This window comes from Gordonia neofelifaecis NRRL B-59395 (assembly GCF_000192435.1).
GTDB classification, from domain to species: Bacteria; Actinomycetota; Actinomycetes; order Mycobacteriales; family Mycobacteriaceae; genus Gordonia; species Gordonia neofelifaecis.
Genome location: NZ_AEUD01000001.1, coordinates 309292 through 332016, shown reverse-complemented (window position 1 = coordinate 332016; position 22725 = coordinate 309292). Strand labels below are relative to the sequence as shown.

25 protein-coding genes are annotated in these 22725 nt (G+C 68.5%); 11 read left to right on the top strand and 14 right to left on the bottom strand.

From position 1 onward, the window contains the following. Window positions 1–39: 39 nt before the first annotated feature. Window positions 40–456 carry a hypothetical protein gene (locus SCNU_RS01715; protein ID WP_009677618.1) on the top strand — a complete coding sequence of 139 codons (417 nt, stop codon included), beginning with the start codon at window positions 40–42 and terminating at the stop codon, window positions 454–456. Window positions 457–476: 20 nt separating this feature from the next. On the opposite strand, the gene SCNU_RS01710 is transcribed toward SCNU_RS01715, so the two are convergent. Beyond that, complete coding sequence (locus SCNU_RS01710; RefSeq protein ID WP_009677617.1) at window positions 477–929, bottom strand: nitroreductase family deazaflavin-dependent oxidoreductase; 453 nt, start codon at window positions 927–929, stop codon at window positions 477–479. 98 nt (window positions 930–1027) lie between these two features. Here SCNU_RS01710 and SCNU_RS01705 point away from each other — a divergent pair, with 98 nt between their 5' ends. Both SCNU_RS01705 and SCNU_RS01700 read left to right on the top strand, forming a co-directional pair. Next, a complete protein-coding gene (locus tag SCNU_RS01705; RefSeq protein ID WP_009677616.1) occupies window positions 1028–1363 on the top strand; it encodes an ArsR/SmtB family transcription factor in 336 nt (111 codons plus the stop codon). Beyond that, entirely contained in the window at window positions 1360–1776 is a 417-nt protein-coding gene (locus tag SCNU_RS01700; RefSeq protein WP_009677615.1) for a Fur family transcriptional regulator, read from the top strand. Before SCNU_RS01705 ends, SCNU_RS01700 begins: the two co-directional genes overlap by 4 nt. Window positions 1777–1955: 179 nt before the next feature. Here the strand turns inward: SCNU_RS01700 and SCNU_RS01695 are convergent, their stop codons facing one another. Further along, window positions 1956–2531, bottom strand: coding sequence for a hypothetical protein (locus SCNU_RS01695; protein ID WP_009677614.1), 576 nt, complete (start codon window positions 2529–2531; stop codon window positions 1956–1958). A 261-nt stretch (window positions 2532–2792) separates the two neighbouring features. Between SCNU_RS01695 and SCNU_RS01690 the strand changes: the two genes are divergently transcribed. Next, window positions 2793–3527, top strand: coding sequence for a Clp protease N-terminal domain-containing protein (locus SCNU_RS01690; RefSeq protein ID WP_009677613.1), 735 nt, complete (start codon window positions 2793–2795; stop codon window positions 3525–3527). Between the two features lie 62 nt (window positions 3528–3589). Here the strand turns inward: SCNU_RS01690 and SCNU_RS01685 are convergent, their stop codons facing one another. The 3 genes from SCNU_RS01685 to SCNU_RS01675 form a co-directional block, all read right to left on the bottom strand. Beyond that, window positions 3590–4390, bottom strand: coding sequence for an isoprenyl transferase (locus SCNU_RS01685; RefSeq protein WP_009677612.1), 801 nt, complete (start codon window positions 4388–4390; stop codon window positions 3590–3592). Between the two features lie 13 nt (window positions 4391–4403). Then, window positions 4404–5252: a DNA repair protein RecO gene (recO, locus tag SCNU_RS01680; protein ID WP_040517318.1), complete on the bottom strand. Its 849-nt coding sequence runs from the start codon at window positions 5250–5252 to the stop codon at window positions 4404–4406. Window positions 5253–5316: 64 nt separating this feature from the next. Then, complete coding sequence (locus SCNU_RS01675; protein ID WP_009677610.1) at window positions 5317–6147, bottom strand: alpha/beta fold hydrolase; 831 nt, start codon at window positions 6145–6147, stop codon at window positions 5317–5319. A 91-nt stretch (window positions 6148–6238) separates the two neighbouring features. Between SCNU_RS01675 and SCNU_RS01670 the strand changes: the two genes are divergently transcribed. Next, window positions 6239–7123 (top strand): hypothetical protein, encoded by an 885-nt coding sequence (locus SCNU_RS01670; protein ID WP_009677609.1) that lies wholly within the window; start codon window positions 6239–6241, stop codon window positions 7121–7123. A gap of 309 nt (window positions 7124–7432) precedes the next feature. Here SCNU_RS01670 and era read toward each other — a convergent pair whose 3' ends face one another. The 8 genes from era to hrcA form a co-directional block, all read right to left on the bottom strand. Further along, window positions 7433–8329 carry a GTPase Era gene (gene era, locus SCNU_RS01665; RefSeq protein WP_009677608.1) on the bottom strand — a complete coding sequence of 299 codons (897 nt, stop codon included), beginning with the start codon at window positions 8327–8329 and terminating at the stop codon, window positions 7433–7435. A gap of 91 nt (window positions 8330–8420) precedes the next feature. Continuing rightward, complete coding sequence (locus SCNU_RS01660) at window positions 8421–9743, bottom strand: hemolysin family protein (protein ID WP_009677607.1); 1323 nt, start codon at window positions 9741–9743, stop codon at window positions 8421–8423. Further along, entirely contained in the window at window positions 9744–10286 is a 543-nt protein-coding gene (gene ybeY, locus SCNU_RS01655; RefSeq protein ID WP_009677606.1) for an rRNA maturation RNase YbeY, read from the bottom strand. Further along, window positions 10283–11326, bottom strand: a complete 1044-nt coding sequence (locus SCNU_RS01650; RefSeq protein ID WP_009677605.1) for a PhoH family protein — start codon at window positions 11324–11326, stop codon at window positions 10283–10285. Before SCNU_RS01650 ends, ybeY begins: the two co-directional genes overlap by 4 nt. A gap of 84 nt (window positions 11327–11410) precedes the next feature. After that, window positions 11411–12169, bottom strand: coding sequence for an alpha/beta hydrolase family protein (locus tag SCNU_RS01645; protein ID WP_139025697.1), 759 nt, complete (start codon window positions 12167–12169; stop codon window positions 11411–11413). A gap of 4 nt (window positions 12170–12173) precedes the next feature. Continuing rightward, complete coding sequence (locus tag SCNU_RS01640) at window positions 12174–12926, bottom strand: 16S rRNA (uracil(1498)-N(3))-methyltransferase (RefSeq protein ID WP_009677603.1); 753 nt, start codon at window positions 12924–12926, stop codon at window positions 12174–12176. Continuing rightward, entirely contained in the window at window positions 12923–14077 is a 1155-nt protein-coding gene (gene dnaJ / locus SCNU_RS01635; protein WP_009677602.1) for a molecular chaperone DnaJ, read from the bottom strand. The genes SCNU_RS01640 and dnaJ overlap by 4 nt, the downstream gene beginning before the upstream one ends. Before the next feature lie 33 nt (window positions 14078–14110). Next, window positions 14111–15148, bottom strand: a complete 1038-nt coding sequence (gene hrcA, locus SCNU_RS01630) for a heat-inducible transcriptional repressor HrcA (RefSeq protein WP_009677601.1) — start codon at window positions 15146–15148, stop codon at window positions 14111–14113. An 81-nt stretch (window positions 15149–15229) separates the two neighbouring features. Here hrcA and SCNU_RS01625 point away from each other — a divergent pair, with 81 nt between their 5' ends. Then, complete coding sequence (locus SCNU_RS01625; RefSeq protein WP_009677600.1) at window positions 15230–15658, top strand: type II toxin-antitoxin system VapB family antitoxin; 429 nt, start codon at window positions 15230–15232, stop codon at window positions 15656–15658. An 11-nt stretch (window positions 15659–15669) separates the two neighbouring features. On the opposite strand, the gene hemW is transcribed toward SCNU_RS01625, so the two are convergent. Continuing rightward, window positions 15670–16893, bottom strand: a complete 1224-nt coding sequence (gene hemW / locus SCNU_RS01620; RefSeq protein WP_009677599.1) for a radical SAM family heme chaperone HemW — start codon at window positions 16891–16893, stop codon at window positions 15670–15672. A gap of 318 nt (window positions 16894–17211) precedes the next feature. Between hemW and SCNU_RS01615 the strand changes: the two genes are divergently transcribed. Genes SCNU_RS01615 through SCNU_RS01595 form a run of 5 tightly spaced genes read left to right on the top strand, consistent with a single transcriptional unit; the run spans window position 17212 to window position 22712 of the window. Next, the gene (locus tag SCNU_RS01615) at window positions 17212–18933 is read left to right on the top strand and encodes a nitrite/sulfite reductase (protein ID WP_009677598.1); all 1722 of its coding nucleotides are present in this window, start codon (window positions 17212–17214) and stop codon (window positions 18931–18933) included. A gap of 11 nt (window positions 18934–18944) precedes the next feature. Further along, window positions 18945–19676, top strand: a complete 732-nt coding sequence (locus tag SCNU_RS01610; protein ID WP_009677597.1) for a phosphoadenylyl-sulfate reductase — start codon at window positions 18945–18947, stop codon at window positions 19674–19676. After that, window positions 19673–20614 (top strand): sulfate adenylyltransferase subunit CysD, encoded by a 942-nt coding sequence (gene cysD / locus SCNU_RS01605; protein ID WP_009677596.1) that lies wholly within the window; start codon window positions 19673–19675, stop codon window positions 20612–20614. Before SCNU_RS01610 ends, cysD begins: the two co-directional genes overlap by 4 nt. Beyond that, a complete protein-coding gene (locus tag SCNU_RS01600) occupies window positions 20614–21915 on the top strand; it encodes a sulfate adenylyltransferase subunit 1 (protein ID WP_009677595.1) in 1302 nt (433 codons plus the stop codon). Before cysD ends, SCNU_RS01600 begins: the two co-directional genes overlap by 1 nt. Next, window positions 21912–22712, top strand: a complete 801-nt coding sequence (locus SCNU_RS01595) for a sirohydrochlorin chelatase (RefSeq protein ID WP_009677594.1) — start codon at window positions 21912–21914, stop codon at window positions 22710–22712. Before SCNU_RS01600 ends, SCNU_RS01595 begins: the two co-directional genes overlap by 4 nt. Window positions 22713–22725: the final 13 nt, after the last annotated feature.

The following is a 22725-nucleotide window of genomic DNA, read 5'->3' as shown; positions in this document are numbered from 1 at the left end:
ATGAGGTGCAGCGCCTCGTCGCCGAACGACAGGAATGTCATGTCCTTCATCAATCGCACCGCAATCGCCGGAACCGTCGCCGCCGCGGCCGCCCTTGCCGGGGTCGTCACTGCCGGACTCGTCACCGCCGCTCCCGCCGGCGCCGACACAGAGTTTCCGACCGTCGGAGACGGCGTCCGATACGAGTTCTACAGCGACGTCCAGAACAACGAGGGCGCGTACTGGTACGACGCCGACAACGACCTCGAGGAGCGGTCACGAGTCAGCCTGCCTGCGCGGACCGAGGACCGCACCGGCTGGTACGGCGTCGTCTCGTTCACGTCGCGCTCCAAATATCAGCTGACCGGAGCGACGATCCAGACCGACGGCTACTTCGCCGCGTGCCGCGTCTACGTCAACGGCACGTTGGACTCGTCCGACTCCGCCCGCGGCCGATACGCCATGGCGACCTGCTGACGCGCGCGGTCGCGACAGGGTCAGGACGCGGATAGTCGGAGCTCGATGTACGGGATCTGATCGATCGGTAGGCCGGTCGACTGTTCGATGACGCCGGAGAGTTCGGCGTAGGCCTTCGGGTGGTCGCGGAGGTAGCGCTCGAGAACGGCCGCCGACTCGGCCGAGGACAGCACCCGTGCGGTCGCGGCGCGATTCCGGACGAAGCCGATCCAGACGCGGCAGCGCGGGTCGGCCTGCAGGTTCCGGTACCACTGCGACTTCTCGCCGAATCCCGAGGCGATGACGATCCGATCATCGGCGGGGCGCTCCACCGTCTCGAGTGCGACGAACCGCGCCTCGCCGGACTTGCGACCGGTGTGCTGCAACAGGAGCAGGCGACCACCGAAGAGAAAGCCGAGGCCGGCACGGAACACCGGGATCGGCGACCGGACGAACCATCGTGTCTGCAAAGCCTTCGCACCGATGCTGGTCATACCTGGGAACCCTACGCGCGCCGCCCGGCCACGGTTGAGGCAAATGAAAATCAATTCCCTTAGGATGGACCCAGCCCGCCGATTCCGAAGGAGCAGCAATGACCCACTCGGTGATGCCGCCGTCACTGATCGCCGATCGTCAGGCACACGGCGCAGCCAGTGAACTGTTGCGCGCCCTCGCCTCGCCCGCGCGCGTCTCCATCGTCATGGCTCTTCGGCATCGACCGATGTGCGTGCACGAACTGGTCGACGACCTTCAGCTGAATCAGCCGCAGGTCAGTCAGCACCTGCGCGTGCTCAAGGAGTCCGGAGTGGTCGTCGGCAGCCGACGCGGCCGCGAGGTGGAGTACTCCCTCGCCGACGACCACGTCTCGCACATCGTCGTCGACGCGGTGATTCACGCGACCGAGCATCAGCCGGAGCCGGAGTCATGACGGACACCGCCAAGAAGCCTGTCACCGGCCAGCGCTCGACCAAGCAGCGTGCGGCCATCGCGGACGTGCTCTCGGACACCGACGACTTCCTGTCCGCGCAGCAGTTGCACGACAAACTGCGCGACCGCGGCGAGTCGATCGGCCTCACCACGGTGTACCGAAACCTGCAGGCCCTCACCGCCGCGCACCAGATCGACGCGATCTGGGACGGGTCCGGCGAGACGCGATACCGGCACTGCTCGACCGGACACCATCACCATCTGGTGTGCCGCGAATGCGGGACCACCGTCGAGATCAAGGCCGACAAGGTGGAGCGCTGGGCCGACAGCGTCGCCTCGGAGAACGGATTCTCCGACATCTCCCACACCGTCGAGATCTTCGGCGTGTGCGCGGACTGCTCGCGGAAGCACTGACCTGAGAGTCCCCGTGGCACCGTCTCGTGGACCATGTGTCCAGGAGTTCGTGTCAGGGGGACGCGGCGGTCAATAGTCCGTCGGTTCAACGGCGCCGCAGGATCGTCGGCTCCGGATTCGATGGCGGCGCCCGTCAGTGAACGCGCGAATGTCCTCGACGATCCCGTCCCACTCGTGCATCACCTCGGGGTACGCGATGCGGATGGTCTCCCACCCGGCAGCCAAGGAGCGCGGTCGCGCTGGTAGTCGCGCACTCGGTCCTTCTGACCGGAATGGAAGCGCTCACTGTCGCATTCGATCAACAGCCTCCCGATGCGCAGATCGGCGTGACCGCGATACACGCGATAGTCGACGGCGGGTTGAACGATGACGTGAAATCCCAAGGCGCGGAGACGGACCCGCGCGATGCTCTCCGTTCCCGACTGTGAGCGCCGATCCGTCTTGTCCAGCAGCGCATTGACCCCGGCGCCACCGTGCGGCGCGATGTCCGCGCGGAGGTCCTCCACGTCGATCCCGCGCAGATTCAGATACGAGTCACAAGTCGCGATCCAGTCTTCGCCCGTCATGCAGCGAGCGGCGCAGGCCAATGCGTAGACCACCGGGTCGACGGCCGTCGGCGTCGGCAGCGGGCGACCGCGGAACGGGCTGCATCCCGAGAGCGAACCCGGACCGCGAAGCGCCTTGCTTCTCCTGATGTGCATCTCCGGATAGCCGGGTGCGACCCACAGACCGTGCAGTTCAACGCGGACACGCAACCGAGGACGCCACCGGCGCGCACCGCCGACACGACGTCGGGATGGTGCGTCCGATCTGCGTACCAGTCACGCCGAATCGGAAGCAGATCGCCGCAGGCGATCGCCCGGCGCAACATCGCGCGGTCGTAGCCGACCGCCGCCAGGTCGCGGCGCGTGTGGACTCCGTACTCCCCCATGTTGTTTCAGACGCGCACCGCGAGGAATCGGCTCCATCGTCAACTCATGGTTGACGAATGACAGCCGTCAACCTACAGTTGACGCATGGCTGATAAGACCCCCATCACCCCGACCATCCGACTCGACGACATGATCTCCTCGATCAAGAAGGTGCATGACGATCCGCTGGACCAACTGTCCGACGCCGTGCTCGCCGCCGACCATCTCGGTGACGTCGCCGACCACCTGATCGGCCACTTCGTCGATCAGGCACGCCGCACCGGCGCGTCGTGGACACAGATCGGCGCCAGCATGGGCGTCAGCAAGCAAGCCGTGCAGAAGCGCTTCACGCCGAAGGATCCCGGCACGGCGGGCGACCTCGATCCATCACAGGGCTTCAACCAATTCACGCCGCGCGCCCGCAATGTCGCCGCGGCCGCGCACAACGCGGCGAAGGCGGCCGGCAACCCGGAGGTCACACCGGCGCACTTGCTGATCGGGCTGCTCGACGACCGCGAATCACTGGCCGTGGCCCTGATGACCAAGTCGGACGTCGACGTCGACGCGCTCGCCACCTCGGTCTCCGCCGCACTGCCCGCGCCCACCGCGACGCCCGAGGTGATCCCGTACGACGCGCTCGCGCGCAAAGTCCTCGAACTGACCTTCCGTCAGGCACTTCGATTGGGACACAACTACATCGGCACCGAGCACATCATGCTCGCACTGCTCGAGGTGGAGAACGGATCGGGTCCGCTGACCGAGGCGGGTGTCGCCGCCGATGCGTTCGAACGAGACCTCGTCGAGCTGCTGGCCCAGTTCTCGACGGTGCGCGACGACTGATCCTGCGCGATCTCGATGCGCTCGCCTCGCTCCGCTCCTGCGCCTGCTCGATCAGCCCGGGGCTAAGCGCTGCCGAAGCGGCGGTCGCGCTTGGCGTACTCCAGACACGCGGCCCAGAGGTCACGACGGTCGAAGTCGGGGAACAGCTTCTCCTGATAGACCATCTCGGCGTAGGCGCTCTGCCAGAGCAGGAAGTTCGACAGCCGCTGTTCGCCGGAGGGCCGGAGGAAGAGGTCGACATCGGGCATGTCCGGCTCGTCGAGGTACCTCGCGAAGCTCGCCTCGGTGATGCGCTCGGGGTCGATCTCCCCGCGGGCCGCGCGCCGGGCGATCTCCCGCGCGGCATCGGCGATCTCGGCCCGCCCACCGTAGTTGACGCACATGGTCAGCGTCATGACGGTGTTGTCCTCGGTCAGCTCCTCTGCGACCTCGAGTTCCTTGATGACGCTGCGCCACAGCTTCGGTCGACGTCCGGCCCAGCGGACGCGAACGCCCATCTCGTTCATCTCGTCCCGGCGACGTCGGATCACGTCCCGGTTGAAGCCCATCAGGAACTTGACCTCTTCGGGACTCCGCGACCAGTTCTCGGTGGAGAACGCGTACGCGGACAGGTGCGTCACACCCATCTCGATGCACCCGCAGACGCTGTCCATCAGCACCGCCTCGCCGCGCTTGTGGCCCTCGGTGCGCGGCAGTCCGCGTTCCTTGGCCCAGCGTCCATTGCCGTCCATCACCAGCGCGATGTGCCTGGGCACCAGCTCCGCGGGGATCTCCGGCGGCGTCGCGCCAGACGGGTGCGGGTCGGGCGGTCGTACCGTTTTCGGTGCGGCGGCCGGCCGCGCGCGGCGGGTGAGACGGGCCATCAGTTCCGGCCTTTCATGCGGTTTCGGTGACTGCGGTTTCGGTGACTGCGATCTCGGCGGACCGACGTCCGGCGGCGGGGGCGCCGACGGTCGGGTGCTCGGGCGAGGATCGTTCGATCAGCCTATGCGGCGCCTGCCGTTCGATGAGAGGCAAGGTGCGCAGCTGCCGTTCCAGATGCCATTGCAGGTGCGCCGCCGTCAGTCCGGTCGCCTGGCGCCGCTGCGAGTCGGACGCCGACGTGACATGCTCCCATTCCCCCCGGGCCAGTGCCTCCATCAGATCCAGCACTCCCACCGACGGAGTGGCGGCCCCCGCCGGTCGGCAGTGAATGCACACCGCACCTCCGGCCGCCACGTGGAACGCACGATGCGGTCCGGGCTGCGCGCATCGGGCGCACACCGACAGCGCGGGCATCCATCCGGCAGACGACATCGCGCGCAAGAGGAATGCGTCGAGGATCAGCTGACGGTCGCGGCGGTCCTCGGCCAGTGCGGCGAGCGCTCCGACGGTGAGCCGGTGCAGATGCTGCGCGGGCGCCCGCTCCTCGCCCGCGAGCCGCTCGGCAGTCTCCAGGACGGCGCACGCCGTGGTGTAGCGACCGTAGTCGGCGACGATGTCGTCGCTGAACGCGTGCAGACTGTCGACCTGGGTGATGACGTCGAGGTTGCGGCCGGGATAGAAGTGGACGTCGACGTGCGCGAACGGCTCGAGCCTGGCTCCGAACTTCGATCGCGTGCGTCGGACGCCCTTCGCCACCGCGCGCACCAGCCCGTGCTCGGCGGTGAGGAAGGTGATGATGCGGTCGGCTTCGCCCAGCTTGTGCTGGCGCAGCACGACCGCCTCATCCTGGTAGAACCTCACCGACCCATTGTGTCACCGGGCACCGACAAGTCCCAGCCGACACCACGGCGCCGACCGTCGGCGATCACGTGCTCGAGACGAACTCGCGCAGTTCTTCGGCGAAGCGCTCCGGCTGATCCTCCGGGAGCAGCGTCCACGAGTCGCCGACCTCCACGAGCCGGGCGTCGGGGAACTCCGCGACCATGTGCCGCGCGTGTTCGACCGGCATCATCCGATCGTCGGTGGCCCACAGCAGCAGCACGGGCCGGTCGAAGGAGACCACTTGGCGGTGCCAGTCCAGCAGCGTCTCCTTCGGCGGCGTGCCGGTGACGAACTTACGCAGGTCCCGGCGGATGTCGGCGTCGGCGAGTGCATGACCGAACCAGTCGTCCATCACCGCGTCCGGGATCCGGTTCTTCGACAGTCCGCCGTAGGCGGGCTTGCCGTGCCGGAACAGCGACAGCTGGGTCAACCTGGTGAACAGCCACGTCCCGCCGGGCACCCGGCAGAGCAGTGCAGCCGGTCGGGCGGGTTTCGGCGGGAAGTTGTCGTAGGCCTCGCAGGAGGCGAGTACCAGTCTGGCGAGCCGTTCGTCGCGCCCCTCGGAGACGATGAACTGGCCACCGCCCCAGTCGTTGAGGACCAGGGTCACATCGTGCAGGTCGAGCGCCTCGAGGAAGTCGGCGATGATGTTCGCCTGCCCTGCCTGGGTCAGGTCGGCCGAGGCGTTCATGGCCTGTCGCTGAGCGCCGAGCGGCCATGTCGGCGCGATGCAGCGGAAGTCGTCGAGCAGTGGGATCACCCGCCGCCACTGCGTTCGGTTCATCAGCAGTCCGTGCCCGAACAGGAGCACCGGGCCGTCGCCCCCGGTGTCGAGGTAATCGATGGGTCCGGCCGGCAGATCGATGCTCCCCATCACTCGACGTTCCCGCAGCCGGACCCCGATGTCAACGACGCCGCGGCGACTCCGCCGCTACTCTCGGAAGGACCCTGCGAAGAGGACTCCCATGACCGCATTGCTCGCGCTCGGACTCGCCACGCGCACCATCTTTCGCGTCGACGTGGCCGACGGTCGCGCCTCGGTGCTGCTGAAGGACACCGCCTACTCCCCCGACGGCGTCGTCGTGATCGACGGAACCGTGTACTGGACGACGATGGGCCGTCCCACCAGGAATCCCGAGGTGGAGGGCGAGGCGGCATTCGACTACTCCGCACCGACCGGCGGATTGCACGCGGTCGGGCTCGACGGCACGGGGCGCCGGGACGTGCTGCCCGCGGGCTCGGTGACCACCGGCAAACAACTAGCCGCCGACGGTCGCGGACGTCTGTACTGGAGCGACCGTGAAGGGCTGCGCGTGTCGTCGTGCCGACTCGACGGCTCGGACTGGACCGACCTGATCGTCAACACGCAGACGGGCGACGGCACCGCCGAGTGCGTCGGCTGCGCGGTCGCCGGCGAATACCTGTACTGGACGCAGAAGGGTCCGTCGAAGGGCGCTCGCGGACGGATTCTCCGAGCCGGACTCACGGTCCCGGACGGCGAATCCGCGGACGACCGCACCGATGTCGAGACCCTGTGGGACGGCCTGCCCGAACCCGTCGACCTCCAGGTGGTCGACGGGATCCTGTACTGGACCGACCGTGGCGCCGAACCGGACGGGAACACGCTCAATCGCGCGCCGATCCCGTCGCCCGGGGAGGTCGGCGAGCCGCCGGAGATCTTGGCGCGCGGACTGCACGAGGCGGTCGGCGTCGCGGTGGACTCTCGTGCCGGTCTCGCCTACGTCTCCGACCTCGGCGGGACCATCCTGGCCGTCGCCCTCGACGGGACGGGCGACCGCGTGGTCGTGGACCTCGGCCAGATGATCACGGGGATCACGCTCGTCCGGTGACGCGGAGGCGCGGCCGCTGTCGCCGGTCACACCCTCAGGGCTGTCGAGTATCGAGACACGTGCGAGATCTGTAAGAAGGGTCCTCCGTAGGGAAGGTCCTCTGTCTCCGGGGTCGCGGCTGCAGAGTTGTCGATTGGAAATCGTCGCGCTCGAGGGCGTCGTGATCGGCGCGTCCCCGTGAGGACTGTTCGTGGACCATATGTCCATCAGATGCGATGGCGGGGACGCGGAGGACGCGTTGTTCGGCGGCGGGTCGGCGAGGCTGGGGCGGGCTTCTCGATCAACCCTGGGGGCTGGGCGCAGCACCCGTCAGAAGCCCAAGCGGCCCAGCTGCTTCGGGTCACGCTGCCAGTCCTTCGCGACCTTGACGTGGAGGTCGAGGTAGATGCGGGTGCCGAGCAGGCGTTCGATCTGGGCGCGGGCCGTGGTTCCGACCTCCTTGAGACGGGAACCCTTGTGGCCGATGATGATCCCCTTCTGGGAGTCGCGCTCGACGTACAGGATGGCGTGGACGTCGACGATGTCGGAGTCCTCGCGCGGAATCACCTCTTCGATGACGACGGCCAGCGAGTGCGGGAGCTCGTCGCGCACGCCTTCGAGTGCCGCCTCCCGGATGAACTCGGCCATCAGGACCTGCTCGGGCTCGTCAGTGAGCTCGCCGTCGGGATAGAACGCCGGCCCCTCCTCGCAGAGTGAGACGAGGACGTCGCCGAGCACGTCGAGCTGCTTGCCCGACTTCGCCGAGCACGGGACCACCTCTGCGTCGGGGCCCATCAGCTTCGACAGTTCCAGCAACTGCGCGACGACCTTCTCGTGGCCGACGCGGTCGATCTTGGTGACGATGCCGACCTTCCGGGTCCGCGGTGTGGTCGCCTGGATCTCCTCGATGATCCGGCGGTCGCCGGGGCCGATCGCCTCGTCGGCCGGGATGCACACGCAGATGACGTCGACGTCGGCGTAGGTCTCGCGGACGAGATCGTTCAATCGCTGTCCGAGCAGCGTGCGCGGCCGGTGCAAACCCGGTGTGTCGACGAGGATCAGCTGCGCGTCCGGCCGATTCACGATGCCGCGGATGGTGTGGCGGGTGGTCTGCGGCCGGTTCGACGTGATCGCCACCTTGTCGCCGACGAGCGCGTTGGTGAGCGTCGACTTGCCGGTATTGGGCCGGCCGACGAAACAGATGAAGCCGGAACGGAATTCGGTCACTGGTCAGTTCTCCTTCGGGTGGCCCGCGGGATCGGTGACGATCATCGTCGCGGCCGGGCAGGTGTCATGGGGCAGGGCTGTCCCCGCAGTGTCAGGCGTCATCGCCGCTCCCCTCGTCCGGCGACGCCGCGACGGCCTTCTTCGACCGTCGCACGACCACCGACGTGATCCGCTGCCGACCGAGGTGATTGGGACCGCCCTCGGCGATCATCCGCAGGCCGTCGACCTTCACCTTCGCACCGGGCAGCGGGACGCGGCCCAGTCGGAGCGCGAGCAGTCCGCCGACGGTGTCGACGTCGTCGAGGTCCAGATCGATCTCGACGTCGAACAGTTCCTCGAGGTCCTCGACCGGCAGTCGGGACGAGACGCGGTACACGTCGTCGCCGATCTGCTCGATCGGTGCGACCTCGTCGGTGTCGTACTCGTCGGTGATCTCGCCGACGATCTCCTCGAGCACGTCCTCGATGGTGACGAGGCCCGCGATGCCGCCGTACTCGTCGACCAGAAGCGCCATGTGATTCCGATTGGCCTGCATGTCGGAGAGGACGTCGTCGAGCGGCTTCGAGTCGGGGACGAACTCCGGGTCGCGCATCACCTCGTCGACGCTGATTCCCCGTGCGGCGCTGGACAACTGCGGAAGCAGTCGTTCGACGACGTCCTTGAGGTAGACGACGCCGAGGACGTCGTCCGGGTTCTCGCCGATCACCGGGATCCGCGAGTGGCCGGACCGCACCGCGAGGCTCATCGCCTGGGCGGCGGACTTGTCGTGCTCGATCCAGACCATCTCCGGACGCGGCACCATCACCTCGCGGGCGTCGGTGTCGCCGAACTCGAAGACCGATTGGATCATCCGGCGCTCGTCGTCGTCGACCACGCCCTGCTCCTGCGCCATGTCGACCACCTCGCGGACCTCCACCTCGGTCGCGAAGGGGCCGTTGCGATAGCCCTTGCCGGGGGTGAGCGCATTGCCGACGAGGATGAGCAGTCGGGTCACCGGTCGCAGGAGCACACCGATCGCCGAGAGGATCGGCCCGGCGACCAGCGCGATGGAGTACGCGTTCTGCCTGCCCAGCGTTCGCGGGCCCACACCGACCGCCACGTACGAGACGACGGTCATCGCGAGCACCGCGACGGTCAGACCCCAGCCGGTGCCGAACGCGTCGACCGCGACGAACGCGACCAGCGCCGTCGCCGCGACCTCGCACAGCACGCGCAGCAGCACCGCCAGACCGACGTAGGTGGCACGCTGCCGCACCACCGTCTGGAGGCGGCGGGCACCCGCGCGGCCCTCCTTGACGAGGTCGTCGATGCGGGCGGCGGACACGGTCGCCAGCGCGGTGTCCGTGGCGGCGAACACGCCGGCGAGCACCGTCAGCAGAACGGCGACACCCAGGAAGACGATGTCGCTGAGCACTCAGCGACCCTCGGGGCCGGAGAAGCCGATGTCGTTGAGCAGGCGGGTGTCGCGTTGCGCCTGCTGCAGGAGCCGGGTGCGGTCGTCGCGCGCCGAGTACCACTCGGTGATGATCTGCCCCTGCAGGCCGAACATCTCGCGTTCGTCCTCGGGTTCGGCGTGGTCGAAGCCGAGGAGGTGCAGGACGCCGTGCACGGTGAGCACCGCGATCTCGTGCTCGAAGCTGTGGTGCTGGGACTTGGCCTGCTCGCCCGCGAATTCGGGGCACAGCACGATGTCGCCGAGCATCGCCGGACCGGGGTCGTCGGCGTCGGGCCGCCCGCCCGGGGTGAGCTCGTCCATCGGAAAACTCATCACATCGGTCGGTCCCGGCAGGTCCATCCACTGCATGTGGAGCTCCGCCATCGACTCCGAATCGATCAGCTGGATCGAGAGCTCGGCGCCCGGATGAACTTCCATGCGGCGCATCGCGAAACGCGCGGCCTCGATGATCAGCTGCTCGGGCACATCGATGCCCGACTCGTTGAACAGTTCGATGCTCATCGCCGGCGTCCCCCGCTCGTGTGGCGCAACCCCTCGCGGCGGGCCGACCGGTTGCCCGCCTGCTCCTCGGCCTTGCCGTAGGCGTCGACGATATCGGCCACCAGCCGGTGACGCACCACGTCGGCGCTGGTCAGATTCGCGAAGTGGATGTCGTCGATGCCGTCGAGGATGCGCGCCGCGGCACGCAGCCCCGACTGGGCGCCGCCCGGCAGATCCACCTGTGTCGTGTCGCCGGTGACGACGATCTTGGCACCGAACCCGAGACGGGTCAGGAACATCTTCATCTGCTCGCCGGTCGTGTTCTGCGCCTCGTCGAGGATGATGAACGCGTCATTCAACGTGCGTCCCCGCATGTAGGCCAGCGGCGCCACCTCGATGACCCCGGCCTCCATCAGCTTCGGGATCGCCTCCGGTTCCATCATGTCGTGCAGCGCGTCGTACAGCGGCCGCAGGTACGGGTCGATCTTCTGGTGCAGCGTGCCGGGCAGGAAGCCCAGACGTTCGCCCGCTTCGACGGCCGGACGCGTCAGGATGATCCGATTGACGTCCTTGGCCTGCAGCGCCTGCACGGCCTTCGCCATCGCGAGGTACGTCTTACCGGTGCCCGCGGGACCGAGTCCGAAGACGATGGTGTTCTTGTCGATCGCGTCGACGTACCGCTTCTGATTGAGCGTCTTGGGACGAATCACCCTGCCGCGTCGCGAGATGATGTCGAGGCTCAGCACGTCGGCGGGCGTCTCGGTCTGGCCGGAGGCCAGGATCGACAGACTCTGCCGGACCAGGTCGGGCGTCAGCGTGGTGCCACCGCGGACCACCCGGACCAGTTCCGCGACGACGCGTTCAGACGCCGCGACGTCGGCGGACGCGCCGGTCAGGGTGATGCGATTGCCGCGCACGTGAATGTCGGCAGGAAGCTGAGCCTCCAATGTGCGGAGGTTGACGTCGGCCGCTCCCAGCAGCCCGACCGCCAGATCCTGCGGAACCTCGATATTCGAACTCACCCGCGGCGCAGTGGTCTCGTCGCGGTTGTCGTCAGTCACTAAGTTCGTCTCCCGAGGTCGGTGTGCGGATTCGCCTCATTCTATCGCCGGTGGTCGTCGGGTGCGAGCGAGTAACCCCCGGCGTCAGATCCCCAGTACGCGCAACGTCTGACGGTGAGCCGCGCTCCGCGGATCGATGAACGCATCGTGGCCCTCGCCCGGCACCTCGTAGAGCGCGGCGCGCTGCCCCCGTTCGGCGGCGTCCGCGACGTAGCGGCGACTCATCTCGACCGGGACCGACGCGTCGTCGACGGTGTGGATCGCGGCGACCAGCGCGTCGAACGGCTCCTGGCTTGCGGGCGACGCGTCGCGGTAGCGTTCGGGCGCCTCGTCGAAGGTCGAACCGAGCAGTCGCTGCACAGACGGACGATCGGCGGCGCCGATGGTGAAGTCCAGAACCGCCGACTGCGGAATCACCGTCGCGACCCGGAATCCGCCGACCTCGGCCCGCACCTGTGCGACCGCCCAGGTGGCGAGCTGGCCACCCGCGGAATGTCCGACGACGGCGACGTTCCGCCGGTCGACCTTGACACCGTCGATCGCGAGCTGGTGAGCCACGGGACCGTCGAGCGCGCGGAGTGCGGCGACCACGTCGCGCCCGGTCCCCGGCCAACCACCGCCGGCCTCCTCCACCCGTCGGTATTCGACGCTCCAGACCGCGACACCCTTGCGCGCGAGGTCGACGGCGATCGCCGAATAGACGATCAGCGAGTACTCGACGGACCAGTAGCCCCCGTGCACCAGGACCACCAGCGGCGCGCAGTCATTCGGGCCGACGTCGGGCAGGTAGAGATGGCCGAAGTTACTGTCGTGTTCGCCGTAGCGAATCTTCTTGCGCCGCACCGAGTCACCGCGCCCAGCGGTCGGTGACCGCACCGAGGGCGCCGAGTGCCACCGCACCAGCCGCGGCGGTACGCAGCACTTCCGGGCCGAGCACCACCGAAGTGCCGCCGAGCGCGGTCAGATCGGCGATCTCGGAATCGGCGAGGCCGCCCTCCGGTCCGATCACGAAGACCACTTCGGGAGCATCGGAGAAATCGATCGACCGGAACGGCACCGACCCGTCCTCGTGCAGCAGTGCGACGATGCCGCCGCCTGCGGTCACCCGCGCCGCGAGATCGCGCACATCGGTGGTGCCCGCCAGGTCCGCGACCTCCGGAATCCACGCTCGGCGCGCCTGCTTGGCCGCGGTCGCGGCGGTCGAACGCCACTTCTCCACGCCCTTGACGGCCTTCGATCCACTCCAGCGCGCGATGCTGCGCGAGGACTGCCACGGCACGATCGCGTCGACGCCCGCCTCGGTCATCAGGTCGACGGCGAGCTCACTGCGTTCGGCCTTCGGCAGCGCCTGCACGATCGTCACGAGCGGCTTGGCGCGGGTGTGGAACTGCACGCGCCCGGCGCGCACGGTCAGGCGGTCCTTGCCTGCGACGTCGACGACCTCGCATTCCGCGGTGGTTCCGCGACCGTCGCCGAGGATGACGCTCTCCCCCGACGCGATGCGCGTGACCGTCACCGCATGCCTGCCCTCCGGACCCGACAGGACCGTGGTGTCGCCGGCTCGCGGCACCTCGTCGACCCAGAAGAGCGGCGGGGTCATCGACCCGCGAACGCGTTGCGCAGCTTCGAGAACAGACCGCCGCTGCCCGCGGCCTTGGACGTCGCGGTGACCAGCTCGACCTCGTCGCCCGAGACGTCGCGCAGTTCCTTGAGCAGGTCGGCCTGGCGCGAGTCGACCTTCTTCGGCACCACCACTTCGAGGTGCGCGTGCAAGTCGCCGCGGACGCCCGAGTTGAGGTGCGGCAGGCCCTGTCCGCGGACGCGCACCACCGTTCCGGGTTGCGTGCCCGCGTCGACGGCGACGGTCGCGGAACCGCCCAGCACGGTATCCACGGTGAGTTCGGTGCCCAGGGCCGCGTCGACCATCGGCACCCGCACGGTGCAGTGGAGGTCGTCGCCGTCGCGGACGAAGACGTCGTCGGACTGCTCCGAGATCTCGACGTAGAGGTCGCCTGCGGGACCGCCGCCCGGACCCACCTCGCCCTGCCCGGCGAGTCGGACGCGCATGCCGTCCTGAACACCCGCGGGGATCTTGACGGTCATGTTGCGACGCGAGCGGACGCGGCCATCGCCGTTGCACTTGAGGCACGGGTCCGGGATGGTCTCGCCGACGCCGTGGCACTCGGGGCATTCGCGCACGGTCATCACCTGGCCCAGGAACGATCGCTGGACGGCCTGGATCTCGCCCGCGCCCTTACAGGTGGCACAGGTGACCGGCTTGGAGTTGTCCCGCGTGCCCGCGCCCTTGCAGGTATCGCAGAGGACCGCGGTGTCGACCGTGATCTCCTTGCGCGCGCCGGCGGCGATCTCCTCCAGATCGAGGCTCACACCGACGAGAGCGGGCTCACCGGGGCGCACCCGGCCGCGTGGGCCGCGGCCGCCCCCGAAGCCGCCACCGCCCCCACCGAAAAACGTCTGGAAGATGTCGCCGAGGCCGCCCGCCCCGAACGGGTCGCCGCCGAATCCGCCGCCACCGGGGCCTGCGAGAGGGTCGCCGCCGGCGTCGACGATGCGACGCTTCTCCGGGTCCGACAGCACCTCGTACGCGGCCGTGACCTCTTTGAACTGGTCCTCGGCGTCGGGGTTGACGTCAGGGTGGAGTTCGCGGGCCATCTTGCGGTACGCGCGCTTGATCTCCTGGTCCGACGCGCCGGCTGACACGCCCAGAATGCCGTAGTAGTCACGAGCCACGGTGAATAAGGTCCTTCACAATCAAGACATCAATTAACGATCGGCGAGCACTTCGCCGACATATTTCGCAACCGCCGCCACCGACGCGATTGTTCCCGGGTAGTCCATCCGAGTGGGACCGACCACACCGACACTGCCGAACACGGTGCCCGATGCACCGTACCCGGTCGAGATCACCGAGGTGCTCCGGAGGTTCTCGGTGTTGGTCTCCTCGCCGATCTGAACCGTCACCTCACCCGTCCGCTGCGCGTGGGCGAGCAGCTTGAGGACCACCACCTGCTCCTCGAGCGCGTCGAGCACGATGTCCATCCCGCCGAGCGTGGGCGAGAAGTCCGCCGCCGAGCGCGCGAGGTTCGACGTACCGCCCAGCACCAGTCGGTCGTCGCCGCGCTCGACCAACGTCTCAACCAGCACGGTGGCGACGGTGACCACCGCTTCGTGCAGGTCCGGCGGGCTCGTGGTGGCGAGTTCGGCGACCGCGACCGAGGCGTCCTCCAACCGCTGCCCGTCGAGGGCCCCGGAGAACATGTCGCGCACCCGAGCCAGCTCGTCCTCGTCGAGTGCCTCGGCCAGCGTCACCATCCGCTGCTCGACGCGTCCGGTGTCGGTGATGACCACCAGGAGCAGGCGGCTGGGCGACAGCGAGACGACCTCGAGGTGGCGGACGCGTGCGGTCGAGAGGACCGGGTACTGGATCACCGCGACCTGACGGGTCAGCTGCGCGAGCAGTTTCACCGACCGGCGGAGCACGTCGTCGAGGTCGACGCCGTTGTCGAGGACCGAGAGGATGGCGCGGCGTTCGGCCGCCGACAGCGGCTTGATCTCGCTGATCCGGTCGACGAACATCCGGTAGCCCTTGTCGGTGGGTATCCGACCGGAGCTGGTGTGCGGCTGGGCGATGTAGCCGTCGGCTTCGAGCGCGGCCATGTCGTTGCGCACCGTCGCACTCGAGACGCCCAGGTGATGCCGCTCGACCAGTGCCTTCGACCCGATCGGCTCCTGTGTGGAGACGTAGTCGGTGACGATGGCACGCAGAATCTCGAAGCGACGGTCATCGGTCGACGACGACAACTCCGCACCTCCCCTTGTCACGACTTTTGCCTACAGTGGATACGACCATTCTACGAAACCGACGGAAAGACCAGGACGGCGATGATCTTCAAGGGCGTGCGGGACGGCAAACCCTATGTCGATCACGGTCTCACGTCCCGCGAATGGGCTCAGATCCCACCCCGTCAGTTCCGCCTCGATCAGCTGACCACCGTCACCACCGTGCTGGCTCTCGACAAGCTGCTGTCGGAGGACTCGACGTTCTACGGCGACCTGTTCGCGCACGTCGTGCTGTTCGAGGGCAACCTCTACCTCGAGGACGGACTCCATCGGGCGGTGCGGTCGGCGCTCCGGAACCGCATCATCATCCACGCGCGGATGCTCGATCTGGACGCGCGCATCGCGGCGGGGCTCACACCCGCGCCGGAACGGCCGGCGTCCGCAGTCGAGACCACCGCGCCGATCCCGCCGGTCGGGCGGATCGTGCACCCGAGCCGCCGACGCTCCGGTGCGCACCGGCTGCCGGACTGAGACGAACTCGCTCAGTCCACCAGCATGTCGCGGACGACGCCGTCGGCCAGCAGGCGGCCGGCGTCGGTGAGGACGTACGCCTCCCCCGCGACTGTCAACAGCCCGCGCGCCACGGCGGCGTCGGCCCGCTGCCGCTCACCGGAGTCGAGCAGGTTCGCGGGCAGTCCGTCGCGCATCCGCAGGCGCAGCATCACCGACTCGGTGTGGATGTCGGCCTCGGAGAGGATCTCCTGACCGCCGATCGGCAGTGCCCCGTCGGCGAGCGACGCCGAGTAGGTGGCCGGATGCTTCTGGTTCCACCACCGCACGCCATTCACGTGCGAGTGTGCGCCCGGGCCGACGCCCCACCAGTCGTCACTGCGCCAGTAGGCCTCGTTGTGCCGGCAGACCGACTGCGGTGCCGGGAGCGAATCCGCCTGCGCCCGCGCCCAGTTCGACACCTCGTACCAGGTCATCCCAGCCTCGGACAGCCGCGCGTCGATCATCTCGTAGCGGGCCGCGAGCACGTCGTCGTCGGGCATCGGGACCTCGCCGCGGCGCACCTTGCGGGCGAATCGGGTGCCGTCCTCCACGATCAGCGCGTACGCCGAGACGTGGTCCACGGGAACCGAGAGCACCGCGTCGAGGGTCTCCCGGAGATCGGTGTCCCGCTCCCCCGGCGTCCCGTAGATCATGTCGAGATTGACGTGCTCGAAGCCGGCGGCCGAGGCTTCTCGGGCCGCGTCGAGCGCCCGGCCCGGAGTATGAGTCCGCTCCAGCACCGCCAGCACGTGCGGCGCGGCGGACTGCATGCCGAGGGAGATCCGGGTGAAGCCCGCGTCCCGCAGCGCGCCGAAGAACTCCGGCGACGTCGACTCCGGGTTCGACTCGGTGGTCACCTCGGCGCCGGGGGCGAGATCGAAGGAGTCGCGGACGGCGTCGAGCAGTCGCGCCAGACCCTGACCGCCGAGCAGCGACGGGGTCCCGCCGCCGACGAAGACCGTCGACACCTCGCGACCGCGCGCCAGCAGCGCCGCCGCCTGATCGAGTTCGGCGCGGACGCCCTCCATCCAGCTCTGCGGCGACGACGAACTGCCCAGTTCTCCGGCGGTGTAGGTGTTGAAGTCGCAGTAGCCGCAGCGCGTCGCACAGAACGGCACGTGGAGGTACAAGCTCAGCGGGCGAGCCGCATCAGCCGTCTCGAGAGCCGTGCGCGCCTGTCCGGAGAGTGCCTCCGGGGCACGTCGATCAGTCACCCATCCATCATGGCCCACCGCGTGTCAAGGATATTAATCTCACGCTGAGGAAAAATAACCCCAAGTAGACGATCTACCGTCGACCATGGCACGATGGGGCTCGTGACTTCCTCAGGAGTGTGGCTCGCCCAGCGGCGACACATCGACCTCAAGCGCGTGTGCAGCGCGTTCTGTCGGCGCTAGCCGACGTCTCGGCCTTTCGAGAAGTCTTCTCCCCGCATCAGCCCGCGGGTGCCTGAGGATGCCGATCTCCGTCACATTCTGATTTCAGCCCAATCGTCGTGCTGCGCTGTGCGCGCCGCACGTTCAGGAGAACTGATGACGCTCACGTCCCCCACCGCTGCGGAGCAGACGGAGGCGCCCGCCGAGGCGCCCCGCAAGCGCGCACGTCCCGTCAAGCGGAAGTCCGAAGGCCAGTGGGCTCTCGGGTACCGCACCCCGTTGAACCCGAACGAACAGAGCAAGCGCGACGACAACCCGCTCAACGTTCGTCGCCGCATCATCGACAGCTACCAGTACGTCGGCTTCGACGGCATCGACAAGGCCGACCTCCGCGGACGTTTCCGCTGGATGGGCCTCTACACCCAGCGAGCCGAGGGCTTCGACGGCACGTACTCCGGTGAAGCCAACATCGACGAGATCGAGGCGCCGTACTTCATGATGCGCGTCCGCACCGACGGCGGACAGCTGAGTCTGCCCCAGGTGCGCGCGCTGGCGTCGATCTCGCGCGACTTCGCACGCGGCACCGCGGACGTCACCGACCGGCAGAACCTGCAGTACCACTGGATCGAGATCGAGAACGTGCCGGAGATCTGGCGCCGCCTCGAAGAGGTCGGGCTGGAGACCACCGAGGCCTGCGGCGACTGCCCGCGCGGCATGCTGGGCTCCCCGCTCGCCGGCCTGTCGACCGATGAGGTCCTCGACGCCAGCCCCGCGCTCGCGGAGATCAAGCGCCGCTACATCGGCGACCCCGAGTACTCGAACCTGCCGCGCAAGTTCAAGACCGCGGTGTCGGGTCTGCAGGACGTGGTCCACGAGATCAACGACGTCTCGTTCGTCGGCGTCGAGCATCCCGAGCACGGCCCCGGCCTCGACCTCTGGGTCGGCGGCGGTCTGTCGACCAACCCGATGCTCGCCAAGCGACTGGGCGTCTGGGTCCCGCTCGACGAGGTGCCGGACGTCTGGGAGGGCGTCGTCGCGATCTTCCGCGACTACGGCTACCGTCGCCTGCGGTCGAAGGCTCGCCTGAAGTTCCTGATGAAGGACTGGGGCCCGGAGAAGTTCCGTCAGGTCCTCGAGGACGAGTACCTGCACCGGAAGCTGATCGACGGCCCGGCGCCGACTCCGCCGAAGCAGCCGATCGACCACGTCGGCGTCACCAAGCAGAAGAACGGTCGCTACGCGGTCGGCTTCTCCGCCGTCTCCGGGCGACTGTCGGACGACGTGCTGTACGCCATCGCCGATGCAGCGGAGAAGGCCGGCAGCGACAGCGTCCGCTTCACGCCCTACCAGAAGCTGGTCGTCGTGAACGTCCCCGAGGACAAGATCGCGCAGCTCGACGGGGATCTGACCGCCGTCGGTCTGCAGTCGAAGCCCTCGGTGTGGCGCCGGAACCTGATCGCCTGCACCGGGCTGGAGTACTGCAAGCTGTCGTTCACCGAGACCCGCAGCCGGTCGCAGGCCCTGGTCCCGGAGCTGGAGCAGCGTCTCGCCGAGCTCAACGAGCAGCTCGACGTGCCGATCACGATCAACTTCAACGGCTGCCCCAACTCCTGCGCTCGCGTGCAGGTCGCTGACATCGGCCTCAAGGGTCAGCTGATCGACGACGGCGGCACCCCGGTGGAGGGCTTCCAGGTCCACCTCGGCGGCAGCCTCGGCTTCGACATCGGCTTCGGACGCAAGCTGCGCCAGCACAAGATCTACGCCAGCGACGCCACCGAGTACATCGAGCGCCTCGTCCGCAACTTCATCGCGGGCCGCAATCCCGGCGAGCGGTTCGCCGAGTGGGCCGTCCGCGCCGACGACGCCGAGCTGCAGTAAGGAATTCGGTCATGACCATCACCAGTAATGATCTGGACGATCTGAAGGCGATCGCCGAGGCCGGTGCCGAGCAGCTCGGCCCCGACGCCACCGCCGAGGAGCTCCTGCGCTGGACCGCGGACACCTTCGGCACCGACTTCGTCATCGCGGCGAACATGCAGGACGCGGTGCTGATCGACGTCGCCGACAAGGCCATCGAGGACAAGGCGGCCGTCGGCGGCAAGCTGAAGGCGCTCTTCCTCGACACCGGCTACCACTTCGCCGAGACCCTCGGCACGCGCGATGCCGTCGAGCAGGTCTACGACCTCGAGCTGCTGAACGTGACGCCCGAGCAGACGGTCGAAGAGCAGGACCGGCTGGTCGGCAAGGACCTCTTCGCCAGCGACGCGGCCCAGTGCTGCAAGCTGCGGAAGGTGGTGCCGCTGCGGAAGTCGCTCGCACCGTTCCGCGCGTGGGTCACCGGCATCCGCCGGGTGGAGGCGCCGACGCGCGCCAACGCACCGCTGATCTCGTTCGACGAAGGCTTCGGCCTCGTCAAGATCAATCCGCTCGCCGCCTGGAGCGACGAGCAGTTCCAGGAGTACATCGACACCCACGGTGTCCTGGTCAATCCTCTGGTCGACGAGGGCTACCCCTCCATCGGGTGTGCACCGTGCACCGTCAAACCAGCCGCCGGAGCCGATCCGCGCAGCGGCCGTTGGGCCGGCAGCGCCAAGACAGAATGCGGGTTGCACGCATCATGAGCATCGTTCAAGACACCGACGTCCAGGCCGCAGCCGCGGACCGTGACGAATTCACCACTCTCGACGCCCTCGAATCCGAGGCCATCCACATCTTCCGCGAGGTCGCGGGCGAGTTCGAGCGGCCGGTGATCCTGTTCTCCGGCGGCAAGGACTCCACCCTGCTGCTGCACCTGGCGCTCAAGGCCTTCTGGCCGGCGCCGCTGCCGTTCTCGCTGCTGCACGTGGACACCGGGCACAACCTGCCGGAGATCATCGCGTTCCGCGACGAGATCGTCGAACGTCACGGCCTGCGACTGCACGTCGCGAGCGTCGAGGAGTACCTGGCCGACGGCCGGCTCGCCGAGCGTCCGGACGGCATCCGCAACCCGCTGCAGACCATCCCGCTTCTCGACGGCATCAGCGAGAACCGGTTCGACGCGGTGTTCGGCGGCGCTCGCCGCGACGAGGAGCGCGCTCGCGCCAAGGAGCGGATCTTCTCGCTGCGCAACGCCTTCGGCCAGTGGGACCCGAAGCGTCAGCGTCCCGAGCTGTGGAACCTGTACAACGGCCGCCACGCCCCGGGCGAGCACGTGCGCGTGTTCCCGCTGAGCAACTGGACCGAGCTCGACGTGTGGCGGTACATCGCCCGCGAGCAGGTGCTGCTGGCACCGCTGTACTACGCGCACGAGCGCGAGGTGTACCAGCGCGACGGCATGTGGATGACCGCCGGACCGTGGGGCGGACCCCGCGAGGACGAGACCGTCGAGACCCGGATGGTGCGCTACCGCACCGTCGGCGACGGCTCCACCACCGGCGCGGTCCTCTCCGAGGCCACCGACAACGAGGCTGTGCTCGCCGAGGTCGCCGCGTCGCGACTGACCGAGCGCGGAGCCACTCGCGGCGACGACCGCGTCTCCGAAGCAGCCATGGAAGACCGCAAGCGCGAAGGATATTTCTGATGAAGCACGCCCCCGACCTTCTGCGCATCGCCACAGCCGGTTCCGTGGACGACGGCAAGTCGACCCTCGTCGGCCGGCTGCTGTACGACACCAAGTCGGTGCTCGCCGACCAGATCGACGCCGTCACCAAGGCGTCGGTGGACCGCGGCATGGACACCCCGGACCTGTCGCTCCTGGTCGACGGCCTGCGCGCCGAGCGCGAACAGGGCATCACCATCGACGTCGCGTACCGCTACTTCGCGACGCCGGCCCGGTCGTTCGTCCTCGCCGACACCCCCGGCCACGTGCAGTACACCCGCAACACCGTCTCCGGCGCGTCCACCGCGCAGCTGGTGATCCTGCTGGTCGACGCACGCAGCGGCGTCGTCGCCCAGACGCGTCGCCACGCCGCCGTGATGGCGCTGCTGGGCGTTCCGCGACTGGTGCTCGCCGTCAACAAGATCGACCTCGTCGAGAACGCCGCCGAGGTGTTCGCCGAGATCTCGGCCGAGTTCAACCAGATCACCGCCTCGCTCGGCTACTCGGCCGACCAGGTCCAGGAGATCCCCGTCTCAGCGCTCCACGGCGACAACGTCGCGGTCCGTTCGGAGAACACGCCGTACTACGACGGTCCGACGCTCATCGAGCACCTGGAGACGGTGCCGAACGAGCTCGACCGCGGCGATGTGGGCTTGCGGTTCCCGGTCCAGTACGTGATCCGGCCGCGCACGCCCGAGTACCCCGACTACCGCGGTTACGCCGGTCTGGTGGCCGCGGGCAGCGTGTCGGTCGGCGACGAGATCGTCGTCCAGCCGTCGGGTCTGCGCTCGACGATCGCGAAGATCGACACCCCCGACGGCGAGTTGGAGACGGCCCACGCCGGCCGGAGCGTCACGCTCCTGCTGGCCGACGACATCGACATCTCGCGCGGGGATCTGATCGCGGCAGCGGCCGATGCTCCGGAGCCCGCGCAGCAGTTCACCACGACGGTGTGCTGGCTGTCGGAGAAGCCGCTGCGCGCCGGTGCGCGACTCCTGCTCAAGCACGGCGCCAAGACCACGCAGGTGATCGTCGGTGCGCTCGACGCGCTCTTCGACGAGCAGAACCTCGCCCTGGTCGACGCGCCGGAATCGGTCGAGCTCAACCAGATCGGCCGGGTGTCGCTGACGACCGCCGAGCCGATCGCGGCCGACGACTACTCGCGCAACCGCGAGTCGGGCAGCTTCCTGCTGATCGATCCGCAGGGTGGCAACACCCTCGGCGCCGGACTGGTCGGCGACGCGCTGGCGCCGCTCGAGCTGTCGTCGCCCGCACTGGTGTGACGACCCTCGTCCTCGCCGCCCACGGCAGCCGGGATCCGCGCTTCGACGTGACCGCCCGCCGGGTGGCCGATGCGGTTCGCATCGCGCTGCCCGGAGTGCGGGTCGAGCTCGCGTACCTCGACCTCACCGCTCCCCTGCTCACCGACGTGCTCGGCGAGCTGACGAGCGAGGCCGTCGTGGTTCCGCTGCTGTTCGGCGACGGGTACCACAGCAAGGTCGATCTGCCCGCACTGATCGACGACGTGCGGGTCGTGAATTCGGCGCTGCACGTCGTGCAGACGCCGGTGGTCGGACGGTATTCACCGGTGCCCGCGCTGGTCGATCGGCTGTCGGAGGTCGGCCTCGGTCCGCGCGACGGGGTGTTGATGCCGGCGGTCGGATCGTCGGACGCGGGCAGCGACGCATCGGTGATCGAGCGCGGTCACGAGCTTGCCGGAGTGCTTGGCCGACCAGTGCACACGCTCTTCGCGACCCGACTCGGCCCGGGTGGCGCGGCGCTGCGCGACGCGGTCGACGCGCTGCTCGCCGGTGGCGCCGAGCGCGTCGCGGTCAGCCCGCTGTTCCTGTCGGCCGGTCTCCTGACCGACCGCGTCGAGCGTCATCTCGATGCGATGAACGTGCCGGTGGTCGTAGCCGGGCCGGTGGCGGACCACCCCTGCCTCGTGGCCGGTGGCGGCCCCCCCCTGCCTCGTCGACACGGTCGTGCGGCTGTACGCGGCTGCCGCGGTCGTCGTCGCGAACTGAGATCTCGCACCAAGACTGTCGTTCGGCTGACACCGAACGACAGTCTTGTCTGACCGCGTTGTCCAC